Annotated in this window: 13 protein-coding genes and 3 tRNA genes; 12 read left to right on the top strand and 4 right to left on the bottom strand. The window is 52.3% G+C overall.

All coding sequences use genetic code 11. The annotated features are described in order from the left end of the window. Positions 1-111: 111 nt before the first annotated feature. The 4 genes from AC3CB2_RS07015 to AC3CB2_RS07000 all read right to left on the bottom strand — a co-directional run bounded on the left by AC3CB2_RS07015 (position 112) and on the right by AC3CB2_RS07000 (position 5065). Positions 112-1647, bottom strand: a complete 1536-nt coding sequence (locus AC3CB2_RS07015) for a protein kinase domain-containing protein (RefSeq protein WP_352929760.1) — start codon at positions 1645-1647, stop codon at positions 112-114. Between the two features lie 114 nt (positions 1648-1761). Further along, the gene (locus AC3CB2_RS07010; protein WP_352929763.1) at positions 1762-3093 is read right to left on the bottom strand and encodes a protein kinase domain-containing protein; all 1332 of its coding nucleotides are present in this window, start codon (positions 3091-3093) and stop codon (positions 1762-1764) included. A 216-nt stretch (positions 3094-3309) separates the two neighbouring features. Further along, positions 3310-4602, bottom strand: coding sequence for a protein kinase domain-containing protein (locus AC3CB2_RS07005; protein ID WP_352929766.1), 1293 nt, complete (start codon positions 4600-4602; stop codon positions 3310-3312). A 13-nt stretch (positions 4603-4615) separates the two neighbouring features. Further along, complete coding sequence (locus AC3CB2_RS07000; RefSeq protein ID WP_083793192.1) at positions 4616-5065, bottom strand: type III secretion system chaperone; 450 nt, start codon at positions 5063-5065, stop codon at positions 4616-4618. Between the two features lie 211 nt (positions 5066-5276). Here AC3CB2_RS07000 and AC3CB2_RS06995 point away from each other — a divergent pair, with 211 nt between their 5' ends. From AC3CB2_RS06995 to AC3CB2_RS06940, 12 genes are all read left to right on the top strand, one after another. Further along, positions 5277-6797 carry an NAD(P)H-hydrate dehydratase gene (locus AC3CB2_RS06995; RefSeq protein WP_352929769.1) on the top strand — a complete coding sequence of 507 codons (1521 nt, stop codon included), beginning with the start codon at positions 5277-5279 and terminating at the stop codon, positions 6795-6797. A 160-nt stretch (positions 6798-6957) separates the two neighbouring features. Beyond that, entirely contained in the window at positions 6958-7266 is a 309-nt protein-coding gene (locus tag AC3CB2_RS06990; RefSeq protein WP_352929772.1) for a hypothetical protein, read from the top strand. A gap of 266 nt (positions 7267-7532) precedes the next feature. Beyond that, positions 7533-7892 carry a hypothetical protein gene (locus AC3CB2_RS06985; protein ID WP_208609004.1) on the top strand — a complete coding sequence of 120 codons (360 nt, stop codon included), beginning with the start codon at positions 7533-7535 and terminating at the stop codon, positions 7890-7892. Between the two features lie 246 nt (positions 7893-8138). Beyond that, a tRNA-Leu gene (locus AC3CB2_RS06980) sits at positions 8139-8221 on the top strand. Between the two features lie 234 nt (positions 8222-8455). Continuing rightward, positions 8456-9802, top strand: a complete 1347-nt coding sequence (gene tig, locus AC3CB2_RS06975; RefSeq protein ID WP_008546975.1) for a trigger factor — start codon at positions 8456-8458, stop codon at positions 9800-9802. A 347-nt stretch (positions 9803-10149) separates the two neighbouring features. Continuing rightward, complete coding sequence (gene clpP, locus AC3CB2_RS06970) at positions 10150-10785, top strand: ATP-dependent Clp endopeptidase proteolytic subunit ClpP (protein WP_008547009.1); 636 nt, start codon at positions 10150-10152, stop codon at positions 10783-10785. A gap of 257 nt (positions 10786-11042) precedes the next feature. Next, positions 11043-12308, top strand: coding sequence for an ATP-dependent Clp protease ATP-binding subunit ClpX (gene clpX, locus AC3CB2_RS06965; protein ID WP_008547232.1), 1266 nt, complete (start codon positions 11043-11045; stop codon positions 12306-12308). A 460-nt stretch (positions 12309-12768) separates the two neighbouring features. Then, the gene (gene lon, locus AC3CB2_RS06960) at positions 12769-15198 is read left to right on the top strand and encodes an endopeptidase La (RefSeq protein ID WP_008547296.1); all 2430 of its coding nucleotides are present in this window, start codon (positions 12769-12771) and stop codon (positions 15196-15198) included. A gap of 191 nt (positions 15199-15389) precedes the next feature. Then, positions 15390-15665, top strand: coding sequence for an HU family DNA-binding protein (locus AC3CB2_RS06955; protein ID WP_008546789.1), 276 nt, complete (start codon positions 15390-15392; stop codon positions 15663-15665). A gap of 257 nt (positions 15666-15922) precedes the next feature. Next, positions 15923-15998, top strand: a tRNA-Val gene (locus AC3CB2_RS06950). Between the two features lie 34 nt (positions 15999-16032). After that, positions 16033-16108 (top strand) — tRNA-Val (locus AC3CB2_RS06945). A gap of 432 nt (positions 16109-16540) precedes the next feature. Further along, a complete protein-coding gene (locus AC3CB2_RS06940) occupies positions 16541-17023 on the top strand; it encodes a hypothetical protein (RefSeq protein WP_051125930.1) in 483 nt (160 codons plus the stop codon). Positions 17024-17053: the final 30 nt, after the last annotated feature.

Genomic DNA, 17053 nt, shown 5'->3' with positions numbered 1-17053 from the left:
CCGCAGGATGTGGTGATTGCCAGTGATGAGCGGCCTGAGGAGCTTAAGAAAACAAAAGGTGCCGGGAAGCCCAAGTCCAACCGTTAGAAGCTTGAGCCTTTTCGGCGTAGATCAGGAGCTGCTTTGTTTCCGGATCAGCTCCAGCACGCCTTTGGCATCTTCTGGCTGGAGGAGTGGGTCTTTTAAGAACTCGCTTTGCTGCATATCGTCCAGACTGCTTCTCTTTTTCGGGTCGATCTGCATGGCATTGTTGACGAAGCGGGCGTACTCCGATTCATAGCTTTCATTGTAATAGCCCGGTTCTGCTGCCAGATCCGGATCGTCTGTGGGCTTAAGGGCTTTGTACTCGCTGTTTGAGCTGTCTTTTTCATCGGCTCCCGAATTCTGGCTTTTTGAGTTGCTTAGTTTACGGACAACATGAAGTGCAAAGGCGTAAGGGTTGTCGCAATCGGGCGCATCCAGCAGATTGAACTCACCTTCGCCGCCACCGAACACCATTTGACCCACAGCGTAGCCATCCTGCTTGTCGTCCAGGCGGTCGCGTTTGTCTTCATCTTCAAAGGCCGCGGCAATGGCTTCGGGACTGGAGTACTCAGGTGTGCCGAAGTCCAGCGGGTCTTCGCCGATGACACCTGCAAAGCCGAAGTCGGCGATCTTAAGAGACTGGCTGTTTTGATCGAACAGGATGTTGCCGCCTTTGATGTCGTTGTGGCTGATGCCAGCGGCGTTGATGTGCTTCAGGCCATCGATCACTTCATTGGCCATGAATTGCAGAGCGCCCCAATATTGGGCGTGGCTGAGTTTGTTGTCGCGGTAGAGTTCTTCAGCGCCCTGAAACAGGTCATCTGCCTCGCAGCCTTCCACATACTCCATGGCAAGGCCTGTCTCGCCGTCGATCTCGTGCATGCCATAGCATTGCACCACATTCTTGTGCGGACCGGCGGCCATGAGCTTGCCGTAGATCTGCGCCTCCTTCTGTAGGGCGTCCTTGCCTTTCTGGGAGCGGGCCGTCTTGAACGCAATGGACTTGCCACTTTGCTCATCGGTGAACAGGCTGACCTCCCCAAAAGACCCAGCCCCCAACCGTTTGGCGCGTTTGAGGTTATCGGAAGGAAGCGGCAGTGTCGCCAACGGGCTTTCCTCATCCTCGGAGAAGTTGTCTTCCACGGCGTCGCTGACGGTGAAGCGGCTGGCAGGGGCGGCTGTGGTGATTGATTCCGGCTCGTCCTCGCTCTCCTCATCCTCAGAGGAGCTTTCTTCTGCGACGTCACTGACAGTGAAGCGGCTGGCGGCGGCGGTTGTGGAGGTTGGTTCTGGCTCTTCTTCGCTTTCCTCATCTTCAGAGGAGCTGTCTTCTACAACGTCGCTTACGGTGAAGCGGCTGGTAGGGGCGGTTGTGGTAGTCGGTGTTGGTTCCAACTCGTCATTGTTCTCTTCTTCTGAAGAGCTGTCCTCTAAGACATCTGATACGGTGAACCGGCTTGCGGCGGGCGGTTGGTCAAAGTCGGGTTCTGTTTGTCCGCTGTCGGGGGGCGTTTCACTGAGGCCGAGGAGGGTGATGACATTGTCAGCCCACATGCCAATCTGGGCATCCTGATTGGCGGTCTCGTCCGTTGGTGTCTGGAGGGCGCGCGGAGATTTGGTCATGCTGCCGGTCTTCAGAGGTTTGTGTTCACCTCTTGAGTGTAGTCAGTGCGGATGTTGATCCAGTATATCCAATTGGAGGGATGCGATTAAAATGTCTTTGAAGCCTTCCATGTCTCACGGTTTCTTGCTGGCTGACTTGTTGAGCGCGGCTTTTTCGGCGTTTTCTTCCTGTTTCATACGCGTGATGAGGCCTGTCAGGACTTTCTGAGCTTCTTCTGGTTGGAGCAAAGGATCGGAGAGGAACTTGCTGGTCAGCAGATCTTCAGCTGAGCCGCGAGCGCCAATGTCCATGAGGGTGGCTTCGTTGACAAAGTCCACATAAGCGGTTTTGCCGCCTTTGCCGTAGTGGCCTGCTGTTCCGGCCTGTTTGGGATCATCCGTGGGGGTGAGCGCCCGGTAGTCTTTATCCCGGCCTGCGGCTTCCAGTTCTTCGATCTTTGTGCAGAGCATGTAGGTGAGGGCGTGGGTGTCGCCCGGGTTTCTGGCGCCGTATAGATGTTCGGATTTTTCTCCCGACTTGTAAGCCATCTGGCCCACGGCGAATGTGTCTTGTTTGGCATTGGCGCGAGGGCGCTGGTCTTCGCCGGGAACCCCTTCCAGCGGCAAGGTTTTGATAGCTTCTGGTGCAGACAGGGCGGGAGTGCCTATGGTGGCAGGGTCTTCCCCTATGATTGCGGCGCGGCCAAAGTCGCATAGTTTGAGGGTTTGGGTCTTCTCGTCAAAGAGCAGGTTGCCGCTTTTGATGTCACTGTGACTGACGCCTGCCTTGGCGATGTGCTGGATGCCCTCCAATGCTTCTCTGAGCATGTTCTGGATCGCGCCCCAGTACTCGGTGTGGCTGATCTTATTTTGCTTGTAGAACCGCTCGGCAGCGCTGAAGAGCTTGCTGGCGTCGCACCCCTCAACATAATCCATCGCCAACCCTTTGATGCCTTCCACCTCTCGCATGCCCTGAGAGGTAATGACGTTTTTATGTGGGCCTGCTGCTGCGATTTTTTCGTAGATCTCGGCTTCTTTCTCAAGGGCGGCCTGCGCTTCGACGGTGTGGGCAACTTTGAAGGCGATGTCCTTGCCATCTTCCTTGATGCGGAAGACCTCACCGTATGCTCCGGCCCCCAGACGTTTGCCGATCTTTTCCAGTTTGCTGGTGTCAACTTGCAGTGTCTGAGCTCCGTCCACGAGGTTTGTGGGGTCGGTGTCGTACATCCAGCTGTCGAGTTCGGGGGTGGAACTTGGTGCATTAAGCCAGCTGTCCTCGTCTCCGGTCTCTGATGGCGGAGGCTTAAGCCAGCTGTCGCCTATGCCAGCTTCTTCGATAGGCTCATCAGGTTCTGTTATCTCCTGCGGATTGACGCCGAGGAGGTCGCACATCTGATCCGCCCATTGATCGACCTCGGGTGGAAGATCGGGTGGGGGCTCGTTTCCATCTCCCGTCACTTTCGGCATGGATCACTCCGGTGCTGGCTCCATTTCCTTTCAATTATGCATGGGCATTGTCTGGGATGCTGTGATTTTGAGCCGCTGGGCGCTGCTATCTTTTATGATTGTTAAGAGGGGCTTAGGTGTGAGGGATGGATTTTTGTCAAATGAAAGCAAGATGAACTGCCCAACAAAAAAGCCGACCCAAAGGCCGGCTTCTTCTCTTTATCAAGGTGGTGCCTGTCAGGCTCGGCCCATGAGGGCGGCGAGTTCGGCTTGATGGTCTTCTTCCATCTTGGTCATGAGGCCTGAGATCACCTGGCGGGCTTCATCCGGCTGACACAGCGGGTCTGAGATGAAGTTGGTTTTCAGGAGCTCCTCTGCCGTGCCGCGGACGTCGATGTCGAGCAGGGTGGAGAGGTTTACAAACTCCACATAGGCTGTTTCGCCGCCTTTGCCGTAGTGACCAGCTGTGTTTGCCAGTTTTGGATCACTGGTTTCATTGAGTGCCTGATACTCAAGTGTTTCATCACGACGTTCAATGTCGCGCAGCTGGGAATGCATGGAGTAACCGAGGGCTGCCTGATCGCCGTTGTTCTGGGCGCCAAACAGGTTTTCAGCATGTTCACCAGCGCGATAGGTCATTTGACCAACAGCGAAGGTGTCCTGCTTCTCATTGGCACGGGCCTTTTCTCCCTCCCGCTGTGGAAGTGACAGGAGCGCTTCCGGTGCAGAGTGGGATGGGGTGCCGATGGTGACAGGGTCTTTGCCGATTGTCGCAGCGCTGCCAAAGTCGACGATCTTGATCGCCTGACTTTCCTTATCATAGAGCAGGTTGCCGCCCTTGATGTCGCTGTGGCTGATGCCAGCTTCTGCCAGATGCTGAACGCCGCTGAGCACATCGCGCATGATGAACTGAACGGTGCCCCAGTACTGGGAGTGGCTGAGTTTGTTGCTGGTGTACAAATTTTCTGCCGTGGTGAAGAGCTTGCCCGCTTCGCAGCCCTCCACGTATTCCATGGCCAAGCCCTGTACGCCCTGAACTTCCACAATGCCCATGCTCTTGACCACATTGTCATGTGGCCCGACTTTGGCAATGTCGCTGTAAACCTTCGCCTCGCGCTGCAACGCTTCCCAACCGGCTTCCGTGCTGGCTACCTTGAACGCGAAGGACTTGCCGTCCTGCTTGATCAGATAGACGTCTCCGAAAGCACCTGCGCCCAGGCGTTTTGCGGATTGTTCCAGTGCGGTGCGGTCTGCCTCATAAGGGGCAGAGGAAGATGTTGGTGCTGAGGTTTGGGAACTGTCTGCGCTCGGTGGCTTTATCCGGTTTGCGAGCGTTTCAGTTGCGGCGGTGTCCAGAGGTTTTGCGTTGCTTGTTATTGGCTGGGTTGAACTTTTTTGTACATCCGCGGTCACGCCGCGTGCTTCTAACTTCTCTGATTTTTCTGGAGCAGAGTTTCGTTGTGCACTTACGTCGTTCTGGAGTTGGCTCTGATCAACTGGAGTATGCTTGGGAGAGTTGACGGAATGCATGGGTGAGAAACCTTTACAGGCGAATAGACGTCGTGCTCCAGTCCGGTTGAACGGCTGGGGAGCTTTGGGTGGATTTCATTTCAGAAAGCCGTGCGCATACCTGCTCACGAATTTGCATCAGGTTGACCAGTGTGTTCTCCAGAGCAAGGTCATCTGTGAACTGTAAGGTTGCCTGTGCGTTGAGTTGCAGGTCGCCAGATTGAGACAGGCCGAGGAATGCTCCACGCAAGAGTTCCACGTTCTGATTGAGTTCCAATGCCGCTTTCAGCGTGTTTTTATCTTCTGCAAGAAAGAGACTGGTACTAATATAAACGAGATCGGAGCTTTCATTGAGTTCGACTGACCAGCGGCTACCATTTGCTTCCTCGATAAGGAATAGTCCATTATCAGGCTGGGTGGTCATACCCAGACGTCGTGCGAAAGCAGTTAGAAGCTGGTCGTAATGGGCTCGTCTCTCGTGCATGTTTTCGTTGTTTTCCCAAAGTGGTGCGCTGGTATCAACATTTACTCAGGAAGTCCCTCAGAAATCTGTGCCTTTTAGCACTAGCTCAAGTTTTGTGAATTTTCGTGATCGAAAAAACCGTGGCGGCAGTTGGGTAATGATGAACCAAATTCTTAGGGATAATGGGTAATAAATTTCTCAAGACCTGTCGGATAGGGAATTGGAGAGCTTTATGCATGAGTTGTTGACACCCTTGCAGATGAAGAAGGCAGATCGCCTGACAATTGAAGGTGGCTTTCCTGGCATTGAACTGATGCATAACGCGGGCAAAGCCGTGTTTGAGGTGATGCGTCAGATTCTGCATCCTTATTCCCGTGTTCTGGTGTTTTGTGGCCCCGGCAACAATGGCGGTGATGGCTTTGTTGTGGCGCAGCTGGCGGACAACGAGGGCTTTAATGTTTCCGTCGGGCTGGTGTGTGATCCGGAGACGCTGGAAGGCGATGCGGAGCTGGCCTATGACGAGATGGATCTTGACTTAACCTCAATGGATAACATGCGGGCGGCGCTGGAAGAGCTGGGCGAAGATGATGTGATTGTCGATGCTTTGTTCGGGGCAGGGCTGTCGCGTCCGCTGGATGATGAGGTTTTGGATCTGGTTCAGCAGATCAATGAGAGCCCGGCGCAGTGTGTGGCTGTTGACCTTCCCTCTGGCGTGAGCGGCAAAAGTGGTGAGGTGCTGGGTGAGGCTGTGCATGCTGACATGACCATCACGTTCTTCCGCGCCAAGCCGGGGCATTATCTTTATCCAGGGCGTGCCCATTGTGGTGAAATTGTTATTGAGCAGATCGGTCTGGATGATGAGGTCCTGGAGAAGGTTGGTCCTACTGCCTTTTATAACTGCGACAAGATCTGGGGCGACATTCCGGATCAGCCTGCTGTGGCTGGTCATAAATATAATAGAGGGCACACGGTAGTCGTCAGTGGGCCGAAGTTCTCTACCGGTGCCAGTCGTCTGGCCGCGCTGGGCGCGCAGCGGGCGGGCAGTGGCCTTGTGACGGTTGTGGCGCGAGAGCAGGCGGCGCTTGTGCATGCGGCGCATCTGACGAGTGTGATGATCCGTCCGGCAGAACGTATCGCTGATTTTGAGCGTATTTTGGAAGATGAGCGGCTCAACTCTGTGGTGATTGGGCCTGCTGCCGGTATTGGCCGGGAAACGCAAGAGCGTGTTGCGGAGTGTCTGTCTTCTGAGCGGGCCGTTGTGCTGGATGCAGACGCTCTGATGTCCTTTGAAGAAAAGCCGGAACATCTGTTTGAGTATATTGCGGAGAGTGAAAGCGCTGGGCGGGTTGTTCTGACACCTCATGAAGGGGAGTTCCGCCGGTTGTTCCCTGACCTTTATGATCCGACATCTACATACTGCAAAGTGGAACGTACCCAGAAGGCGGCCAAGCGGGCTGGAGCAGTTGTAGTACTTAAAGGAGCAGATACTGTCATTGCTGATCCGGCGGGTAATGTCTCTATTAATGCCAGTGGCACTCCGTGGCTTGCGACCGCAGGTTCTGGTGATGTGCTTGCAGGCGTGATTGCGGGATATCTGGCTCAGGGTCTCGGTGGTTATGAAGCGGCTGCCAAAGGTGTGTGGGTGCATGGGCGCGCTGCGGAGCTTGCTGGGGCAGGGCTTATTGCAGAGGATCTGATCTCGCATATTCCGGATGTGATCACCGAGCTGGTTCAGTTTCTGGGAGACTTTTAGGGTTTTCTTGTTTGTGAAGGCTCTAAGTTTGTATTGGCGAAATGTACTTTCACAGTTGTTTGGTGAGTGCGTCACTTTCTTGTGGTTGTAAGAAAAACAAGAAAGTGAAAACAATATGTCAGGTGTGACAATCATAAATAGGATGGATCAAGAGGGACTAATGCTTCATGCAAATGGACCATTGGCTCCGCTGAACAACCATAATGTTGGTCCAGATATGGGCGTATTGCGGCTACTGAATCTGGAGCAGGACATTGGGAGTGTTTTCTTTAGGAACGAAATGTCAGAGTATCGCGTTGATTGCGTGCCGTTTCATCTTCTCGATGGGCGTTGGGGTTATGAAATTTTCCGCAGGCCGGTTGACGAGGATAACGAGCCATTTCAGCAGCTCGAGTTGGTAGGTTTTACAAATCAGCGGATTGAGATCTCGGTTCGACAGGTAGACTTGGGAAATATCGTTCTTATTTAGCACTTATGACGTTGTGTACCCATATTTCTATGACGTGAAAAGGGTAGCTCTTGAGGTGCCCTTTTTACCGCTCCCAGCCCAAGGGATAGGTTGTCTTCCTGAGATATCTGGTGGGAATCATCAATTTTTGTGATAATTAATCTGCAAAAGATGATGCGTATCATTTAGTGAAGCTAGCAATGCGATAGGCATGCGAGAAAGAGGTGGGGATTGCACGCGGAGCGTGTGGTTGTGCCTGCCTCCGGATGATTACGACGGATATTTACATGAGCAAGACGACACAGCACTCTGCAGCCCTACGCCAGATTATCGAGGCGCTGACCCCGTTCAAAGACCATGATGCCAAGATGCAGGTCTCGACGGTTCTGACATTGCTCGAGATCGCGGCCCATCAGGAGGAGGGGGTGAAGATCCATCCTCTCAGCCTGCAAAAGAAGATTGGCTACCAGTCCGGCACCGCAACCCGAAACATCTATTACTGGTGTGAGGGGCATAAGGATGTGCGCGGCGGACATAACTATGCCCGTGTTGAGGCAGATAAGACGGATGGTCGCCGCCGGGAACTGTATCTGACAGACAAAGGCGCGGCTTTTATGCAGCGTGTACTGACGCCTCTTTGCGAATGATGGCTGTCAGCTGCTGAATGAATGTGTCAGGAGCTAAAAAAGAAAAAGAGCGTGCGAGCTATCTCTTTCGCAGGAAATGGGTTTCAGGCCTGTGTGAAACAGGCAGGGCCCTATGAGAATTGAGCCCCAGATAGGCGTAATGCACAGTTTCATAGGTAGAAATGGCGTGGAAAACCGAGAACTGGGCATAAACAGCGCATTAGGTGGTTGACTTCTCTCGGGTTCCCATTTAGCTACCCCTCCAACGCGGCTGTGGCGAAATTGGTAGACGCACCAGATTTAGGTTCTGGCGGGAGACCGTGGGGGTTCGAGTCCCTCCAGCCGCACCATATCCCCGGTGATACGGTGCATAGATAAACGACCGTAGCTTATCGGAAACGGAAAAGTTGAGGGCGTTGTCGAAGTTCGGTTTATGCTCACCTTTTCGCCAGGCGGATAAGAGCTGAGGGGATAGCCCTTCAAGCGCAAACTCTTCCTTCGAAATTGGTGATTGTTTTCCGTACTGGGGCAAACCATTTTGGTTTGTCGTTACACGTCCTAAATCAAGGACGAAGCAAAGACCAATGCAGGTATCAGAAACCCTGGCCGAGGGCCTAAAGCGCGAACTCAAAGTCGTTATCCCGGCGACGGATCTGGCGACCCGCCTCGATGCATATCTGGACGACATGAAGTCCAAGGTTAACATCAACGGCTTCCGTCCGGGTAAAGTTCCAGTTTCTCACCTTAAGAAGATCCATGGCCGTCAGGCAATGGCTGAGCTGATCGGTAACCTGATCAACGAAACCACTGCTAAGACCATTGAAGAGCGCAAAGAAAAGCCAGCTCTTCAGCCAGAAATCGATCTTCCTGAAGACGATGCTGAAAAAGTTCTGGCAGGTGAAGCAGATCTCGCTTTCACCATGACTTACGAAGTTCTGCCTGAGTTTGAACTGGTAGATTTCGCAAAGATCGAACTTGAGCGCCCAATCGTTGAAATCGCTGACGAAGAAGTCGACGAGCAGGTTAAGCAGATCGCAGAATCCAACCGTCCATTTGAAGCGCGCGAAGAAGGCGCTGCTGCTGAAGACGGTGACCGTGTAACCATGCACTACCTTGGTAAGCTTGACGGCGAGCCATTTGACGGTGGTGAAGACGAAAACGGTCAGCTGGTTCTGGGTTCTGGTCAGTTCATCCCAGGCTTTGAAGAGCAGATCGTTGGCATGAAAATCGGTGACAAGAAAGTCATCGACGTGACCTTCCCTGAAGAATACGGCGCAGCAAACCTTGCTGGTCGCGCAGTAACCTTCGACATCGACGTTAAGGGCATTGAAGCTCCGGGCGAAGTTTCCATTGATGATGAAATGGCAACCAAGCTGGGTCTTGAGTCCCTGGACAAGCTGAAAGAAATCGTTCGCGGCCAGATCGAAAGCCAGTTCGGTGCAGCTACCCGTCAGAAAGTGAAGCGCGCGCTTCTCGACAAGCTGGACGAAGAGTACTCCTTCGAGCTGCCTGAAAAACTTCTGGAAACAGAATTTGAAGGCGTCTGGAAGCAGGTTGAAGCTGACATGCAGCAGTCCGGTAAGACCTTCGAAGACGAAGAGACTACTGAAGACGAAGCTAAAGCTGAATACCGCAAGATCTCTGAGCGTCGCGTACGTCTCGGTCTGGTTCTTTCTGAAGTTGGTGAGCAGAACAAAGTTCAGGTTACCGACGAAGAAGTTCAGAAAGCTCTGTTCGACCGCGTTCGTCAGTTCCCAGGTCAGGAACAGCAGGTGTTCGAATTCTACAAGAACAACGAACAGGCTCTCGCTTCCCTGCGTGCCCCAATCTACGAAGAGAAGGTTGTGGACTACATTCTGGAACTCGCGAAAGTTACCGACAAAGTCGTGTCCAAAGAAGAGCTGCTGGCTCAGGACGAAGACGAAGCTTAATTCTCGAATTTTTCCGAGAATTACGGAGAGGGGGCCTTGTGCCCCCTTTTTCTTTTTTGAGATCTTGAAATTTGAGGTGGAAAGCCGAAATATCTAAAGCCGTCTTAAGTGCATAGGGCTAATGTGGCCTTTAAGCTCCCTTATAATTGGGATAAGACTATCAGGCCTTATGGAAACACTCCATAAACCTTGTGGCTTTACCTTTTGGCAAGTGCCTTTAAGACAAGGGCGACATCCCGTGGGTGGGCATGTTGCTTTTTTCGACATAAGTTTCTTGCAGGCTTGCCGGGATACCGGATAAGTTACCGAGCTTAATAAGCTTTCTGCATATTTAAAATGGATGACGCATGACCGATCCTGTTGAGTATTTTACGAACAGCCTGGTGCCGATGGTTGTAGAACAAACCAACCGGGGTGAGCGGGCCTATGACATCTTCTCAAGGTTGCTCAAGGAACGCATTATCTTCCTGACCGGTCCTGTGGAAGATACAATGGCGACGCTGGTCTGTTCCCAGTTGCTTTATCTGGAAGCGGAAAACCCGAACAAAGAGATTGCGCTTTATATCAATTCCCCGGGTGGCGTTGTCACTAGTGGTCTTGCTATTTATGACACTATGCAGTTTATCCGCCCGAAGATTTCAACTCTTTGTATCGGTCAGGCTGCAAGCATGGGTTCTTTGCTTCTGGCTGCTGGTGAAAAGGGTATGCGCTTTTCTCTGCCAAACAGCCGGGTCATGGTTCACCAGCCTTCCGGTGGTTTCCGCGGGCAGGCGGCAGACATTATGCTGCATGCACAGGAAATTCTGAAGCTGAAGCGTCGCCTTAATGAGATTTACGTTTCTCACACAGGTCAGACTCTTGAAGCTGTTGAAGAAGCGCTTGAGCGTGATAACTTTATGAGTGCAGATGCGGCGAAAGAGTTCGGTCTGATTGATAACGTTATTGAAAATCGCGAAAGCCTGAACGTTATCGAGCCAGCTTAAAGCCGGTTTTTAAAAGTAACTCGCGCGCAAGTTTTTTTAACAGGGAATGAACTTTGCGTGCGGGGCTTAAAGGAATGTTGATTATTGCGAGCCAAATATCGCATAAGAGAATGGCTATTAGTGATTTCCAAAGCTTCCCTCTGGAAGCGGAACACAAAACGCGATAAGTCAGTAGAACGTCGAAGCGAATATTTCGCTGTCGAGTTAAGAATTCTAACAGGGGCTGCGTCCCCTGAAACGATGCGGGGTTATATCTCATGAGCAAAGCCAGCGGCAGCGACAGCAAGAATACGCTTTACTGCTCGTTTTGCGGAAAAAGCCAGCATGAGGTCCGTAAGCTGATTGCGGGTCCGACCGTGTTCATCTGTGATGAGTGCGTCGAACTCTGCATGGACATTATTCGCGAAGAAAACAAATCTTCGCTGGTGAAGTCTCGTGATGGGATCCCGACACCTCAGGAAATTCGTGGCGTTCTGGATGATTACGTGATTGGTCAGGGCCGAGCCAAAAAGGTTCTGTCCGTAGCGGTGCACAACCACTACAAGCGCCTGAATCACGCGTCCAAGAACAACGACGTTGAACTTGCAAAGTCCAACATCCTGTTGGTTGGTCCTACCGGGTGTGGTAAAACCCACCTGGCACAAACGCTCGCCCGAATTCTGGATGTTCCGTTTACAATGGCTGACGCAACTACGCTGACTGAAGCGGGTTACGTTGGTGAAGACGTTGAAAATATTATTCTGAAGCTTCTTCAGGCCGCTGACTACAATGTTGAGCGCGCACAGCGTGGTATTGTCTACATCGATGAGGTGGACAAGATTACGCGTAAAGCAGAGAACCCATCCATCACCCGCGATGTTTCCGGTGAAGGTGTTCAGCAGGCACTGCTGAAGATCATGGAAGGTACTGTTGCTTCTGTGCCTCCGCAGGGTGGTCGTAAGCACCCACAGCAGGAGTTCCTGCAGGTGGACACCACGAACATTCTGTTCATCTGTGGTGGTGCGTTTGCTGGTCTGGACAAGATCATTTCTGACCGTGGTCGTTCCACCTCTATCGGTTTTGCTGCGTCCGTCATGGCGCCGGAAGATCGTAAGACTGGTGAGCTGTTTGCGGAGCTGGAGCCGGAAGATCTGCTCAAGTTCGGTCTTATCCCGGAATTTGTTGGTCGCTTGCCTGTGATCGCAACTCTGGAAGATCTGGACGAAGATGCACTGGTTTCAATTCTGCGTGAGCCTAAGAACGCATTGGTTGCTCAGTATCAGCGTCTCTTCGAGATGGAAAATGTTGAGCTGACCTTCCACGAAGATGCTCTGAAGGCCATTGCCCGCAAGGCGATTGAACGTAAGACCGGTGCACGTGGTCTGCGCTCCATCCTTGAGGCGATCCTTCTGGAGACCATGTATGAGCTTCCTGGACTGAAGGGCGTCAAGGAAGTTGTTATTTCTGCTGAAGTCGTCGACGGCGAAGCGCGTCCTTTGTACATCTATGAGGACCGTGCGGAGAATTCAGCCACCAGCGCATAAGCTAGGTGATTGAAGAGCCATTTGGCGTCGCTCGCAGGTATTGAGTTTAATTTGGGCGGTAACTTGAGAAAAAAGTGCCGCCCATTTTTTGTCTCATGCGTCTAGCATGATGCGGTAAATGAGTGTTCTGCGTAAACGGCGGATCAGGCCAGAAAGGAAGGCATTCCGGCTTAAGGATGAGGATGGTCAGGCGGTGTTATGCGCTCCTTCCAACAGGAAAAAAGCTTATAATATCAACAGATCGCTGAAAGACTTAAGAGGGGAGTGCTTGACACTTGGGGGCGGTGTCTCCACGTAATAGGTCTAGTTCGCAGCTTGGCGAGTTTGTTCGTGCCCGTTCCGGGGCGAGGAGGTTCGGCCTTTACAAAAATTCTTCGAATGGCCTTGTGGTCCGAGTTGATTTTTATGTTGCGCTTTTTCGTGGCTTTCGTTGGAAAGCCGCATTTTGAAAGGAATAGAGATGGCTGACAATGAAATGCGCCCGGTAGAAGAAACGGAAAGCTCGGTATTTCCAGTTCTCCCACTGCGCAACATCGTCGTATTCCCTCATATGATCGTGCCGCTGTTTGTAGGGCGCGAGAAATCGATCCGTGCTCTGGAAGAGGTTATGAACTCTGACAAGCAGATTCTGCTTGCCACCCAGATGAACGAGGCGGATGACGATCCGGATACTGACCAGATTTATAAGGTCGGTACTCTTGCAACAGTTTTGCAGCTCCTGAAGCTGCCTGATAATACCGTAAAGGTTCTGGTTGAAGGTGGTGCACGTGCCGAAATCGGCGGGTTCACCGATCGCGAAGACCTTTATGAAGCGGAAGCTGTCATTCTCGATGAGACTGGTGGTGACGAGGTTGAGGTTGAAGCGCTTGGCCGTTCAGTGATTTCCGAGTTTGAAAACTACGTGAAGCTGAACAAAAAAGTGTCTCCTGAGGTTCTCGGCGCCGTTAACCAGATTGATGACTTCTCGAAACTTGCTGACACCATTGCATCCCACCTTGCTGTGAAGATTCAGGATAAGCAGGAGCTGCTTGGCACTGTGGCGGTCACAGAGCGCCTTGAGAAGGTGCTGGGCATGATGGAGAGTGAAATCTCCGTTCTGCAGGTGGAAAAGCGCATCCGCTCCCGCGTGAAGCGCCAGATGGAGAAAACCCAGCGCGAGTACTACCTGAATGAGCAGATGAAGGCCATTCAGAAAGAACTTGGCGATGGTGAAGACGGCCGCGACGAACTTGCTGAGCTGGAAGAGCGCGTTGAAAAGACGAAGCTGTCCAAAGAAGCTCGCGAGAAGGCGAATGCTGAGCTGAAGAAGCTGAAGCAGATGAGCCCAATGTCCGCGGAAGCTACCGTTGTTCGCAACTACCTTGACTGGCTGATCGGCATTCCTTGGGGCAAGAAGTCCAAAGTGAAGCACGACCTGACGCTGGCTGAGAAGGTGCTGGACACTGATCACTACGGCCTTGAGAAAGTCAAGGAGCGCATTGTCGAGTATCTGGCAGTGCAGAAGCGCGCGAACAAGCTGCGCGGTCCTATCCTGTGTCTCGTTGGCCCTCCAGGCGTTGGTAAAACCTCTCTGGGTAAGTCCATTGCGAAAGCAACTGGTCGTGAATTCGTGCGTATGTCCCTTGGCGGCGTACGTGATGAGGCTGAGATCCGCGGTCACCGCCGCACTTACATCGGTTCCATGCCGGGTAAAGTGATCCAGTCCATGAAGAAAGCGAAGAAATCCAACCCGCTCTTCCTGCTCGACGAGATCGACAAGATGGGCATGGATTTCCGTGGCGATCCATCTTCCGCTCTGCTTGAGGTTCTTGACCCAGAGCAGAACGGCAGCTTCATGGATCACTACCTGGAAGTGGAATACGATCTGTCTGACGTCATGTTCGTGACCACCGCCAATACGCTGAACATTCCTGGTCCTCTGATGGACCGTATGGAAATCATCCGTATTGCTGGTTACACCGAAGACGAAAAGATCGAGATCTGCCGTCGCCACTTGCTGCCTAAAGCTGTTAAGAACCACGGTCTGAAGGATGGTGAGTTTGAAGTGTCTGATGGCGCTTTGCAGAAGACCATTCGTCTTTACACCCGTGAAGCCGGTGTGCGTAACCTTGAGCGTGAGATGAACACTCTGGCGCGTAAGGCTGTGAAAGACATTCTGACCTCTGACAAGAAGTCCATTTCTGTTGATGAGGACATTGTTGAGGAATACCTCGGTGTTCCACGCTTCCGCTTCGGTCAGGTTGAAGACGAAGATCAGGTTGGTGTTGTCACCGGTCTGGCATGGACCGAGGTTGGCGGTGAGCTGCTGACCATTGAAGGTGTCATGATGCCAGGCAAGGGCAAGATGACCGTAACCGGCAACCTGCGTGATGTGATGAAAGAGTCCATCTCCGCAGCTGCGTCTTACGTTCGTTCCCGTTCTGAAGACTTTGGCATTGAGCCACCACTGTTTGACAAGCGTGAGCTGCATGTTCACGTGCCAGAAGGGGCTACTCCTAAGGATGGTCCATCTGCTGGTATCGCCATGGCGACCACCGTCATTTCTGTGATGACAGGTATTCCGGTTCGTCGTGATGTGGCGATGACAGGCGAGATCACACTGCGTGGTCGCGTGCTGCCGATCGGTGGTCTGAAAGAGAAGCTTCTGGCGGCTCTGCGTGGCGGCATTAAGAAGGTTCTGATCCCTGCGGACAACGCGAAGGATCTGGCTGACATTCCTGACAATGTGAAGAATGAATTGGAAATTATTCCAGTTGCTCGCATGGACGAAGTCCTTGAACATGCTCTTGTTCGTATGCCTGAGGCCATCGAATGGAGCGAAGAGGAAGATAAGTCCAGCTCAGAAGCATTGGTCAAAGATGACAAGGGTTCAGGGGTCGTTGCCCACTAAACCAGAGCGTCAGGTTGTGGATACAAAAGCCTCGGACAAGTTCCGAGGCTTTTTTTGGTTGATACTACACAGGAAATGGCCGTTTTCTGCGGTTTGCGGCTTGATTTGAACGCATTTTCGCACGAATGTCCGATTCAGGAGTGCAGCGCGAATCTAAAGCATTCCCCACGTTATTTTAGAAAGGGACTGTCATGAACAAGAATGATCTGATCGGGGCCGTTGCAGAAAAAACTGGCTTGACCAAAGCACAGGCAGGCGAAGCAGTAGAAGCATCTTTCGAGGCAATCACTGAAACCCTGAAGAGCGGCGATGAAGTTCGGATCATCGGATTTGGCAACTTTTCCGTTTCCGCTCGTGCGGCAACTGAAGGCCGTAATCCACGCACAGGCGAAACCATTCAGATTCCGGCTTCCAAGACGCCGAAATTTAAAGCTGGTAAAGGCCTGAAGGACGCGGTCAACGCCTAATTGGGCTTGTTCGTTTTGGGTTGAAAAGTCCCTGTTGCTCATTGGAGTGGCAGGGGCTTTTTTTATGCGCAGATTTCAAGTGTGCCTCTGATTTTGGGCTGTGTGGACAAGCCTTTGTTTAATCAGGTAATTCACAGGATCGATGGCTGGCTCAAGTTTTTTGCTGGTAATGTCGTTTTTTTCAATTTCAGGACTTGCCAAGGGTAGGGAGGGCAGCTAAATAGCTCCCCACGCCACACGGCGTACCACCCTAGCGGGGGCGATTAGCTCAGTTGGTAGAGCGCTTCGTTTACACCGAAGATGTCGGGAGTTCGAGTCTCTCATCGCCCACCATTCTCTTTCAAGGGAATGTTCACCGCGCCTGGATGGGCGATTAGCTCAGTTGGTAGAGCGCTTCGTTTACACCGAAGATGTCGGGAGTTCGAGTCTCTCATCGCCCACCATTCCTCTTTCAAGAGGATGCCAAGTCTCCCGGAGATCCGCTGAGGCTTTTTTTGTTGCCTGATCTCCCGAAAATTATCGAGTACTGCTCCATTAAGCTTAAGGGCGCCTTACGGCTCTTGGTTTCTTAAGGCTGTAGGGAAGGGGACTAATCTGAGCAAAAACCAAAGGATGATCTCAGGATCTTCTGGCTAAGCTTCTGGTAGTGATTTGTGGAGTTTGTTCCCAGAACGTGTCCTTGGATTTTTTGATTTTTCAAGGCGGTTTTGGGTTGGAGTGCGCGTTTTCACTGGTTGATCTTGATCAATCCACCGTCACGTGTACTTGAGCTGTTATTGATCGGCTAAGTGTGTCGTAGATAACACCAGTTCGAACCGAGATGGTTTTTAACTCCGCATAGCAAACAAGTATAACTACGTGGAGGCATGCGCCGTATGAGTGGTTCAAGTCATAAGCACCCCATCTGTCCGCCACTTGTGTGGCATACCTTGGTCACCATCATTCTGGCTGGCATCGTTGCTGATGTGAGCTGGGAGATCTGGGCGCGTTATATTACGCCGTTCTGGGTTGGTGGTCCTCTTCAGCCAGCTGCTCTTGTGCAGTCTGTGTTCGGCTTCAGAAACCTGTTCTGGGCTGAGGTCATTCACGCCGTTGTTGGCGTTGTCTTCTACCCACTGGGTTACGTTTATATTGCCCGTCCGCTGGCTCGTGTGATCATTCCGCCGCTGCCATGGTGGATTGTTGGTCTTTGCTACGGTGTTGGTCTTTGGGTGTTCGCGCTTTACATCATGGCGCACATCTTTGCTGGCCTGCCACCGTTCCTCGGCTTTATCCAGCTGACATGGGCTTCTCTGGTTGGTCACATGCTCTTCGGCTTTATGACCGCTCTGGTGGTCCGCTACCGTCACGGTTGGTGATTGGCTGATACGTGATTAAGTTCACTGCAA

It is taken from the genome of Pseudovibrio sp. SCP20 (genome assembly GCF_057774105.1).
This window is presented reverse-complemented; position numbering and strand designations above follow the sequence as displayed.

What these genes read in the sequence shown, in the direction of transcription:
- AC3CB2_RS07015 (WP_352929760.1), bottom strand. Translation starts at nt 1,647, where the DNA reads ATGACCAAATCTCCGCGCGCCCTCCAGACACCAACGGACGAGACCGCC.
- AC3CB2_RS07010 (WP_352929763.1), bottom strand. Translation starts at nt 3,093, where the DNA reads ATGCCGAAAGTGACGGGAGATGGAAACGAGCCCCCACCCGATCTTCCA.
- AC3CB2_RS07005 (WP_352929766.1), bottom strand. Translation starts at nt 4,602, where the DNA reads ATGCATTCCGTCAACTCTCCCAAGCATACTCCAGTTGATCAGAGCCAA.
- AC3CB2_RS07000 (WP_083793192.1), bottom strand. Translation starts at nt 5,065, where the DNA reads ATGCACGAGAGACGAGCCCATTACGACCAGCTTCTAACTGCTTTCGCA.
- AC3CB2_RS06995 (WP_352929769.1), top strand. Translation starts at nt 5,277, where the DNA reads ATGCATGAGTTGTTGACACCCTTGCAGATGAAGAAGGCAGATCGCCTG.
- AC3CB2_RS06990 (WP_352929772.1), top strand. Translation starts at nt 6,958, where the DNA reads ATGCTTCATGCAAATGGACCATTGGCTCCGCTGAACAACCATAATGTT.
- AC3CB2_RS06985 (WP_208609004.1), top strand. Translation starts at nt 7,533, where the DNA reads ATGAGCAAGACGACACAGCACTCTGCAGCCCTACGCCAGATTATCGAG.
- tig (WP_008546975.1), top strand. Translation starts at nt 8,456, where the DNA reads ATGCAGGTATCAGAAACCCTGGCCGAGGGCCTAAAGCGCGAACTCAAA.
- clpP (WP_008547009.1), top strand. Translation starts at nt 10,150, where the DNA reads ATGACCGATCCTGTTGAGTATTTTACGAACAGCCTGGTGCCGATGGTT.
- clpX (WP_008547232.1), top strand. Translation starts at nt 11,043, where the DNA reads ATGAGCAAAGCCAGCGGCAGCGACAGCAAGAATACGCTTTACTGCTCG.
- lon (WP_008547296.1), top strand. Translation starts at nt 12,769, where the DNA reads ATGGCTGACAATGAAATGCGCCCGGTAGAAGAAACGGAAAGCTCGGTA.
- AC3CB2_RS06955 (WP_008546789.1), top strand. Translation starts at nt 15,390, where the DNA reads ATGAACAAGAATGATCTGATCGGGGCCGTTGCAGAAAAAACTGGCTTG.
- AC3CB2_RS06940 (WP_051125930.1), top strand. Translation starts at nt 16,541, where the DNA reads ATGAGTGGTTCAAGTCATAAGCACCCCATCTGTCCGCCACTTGTGTGG.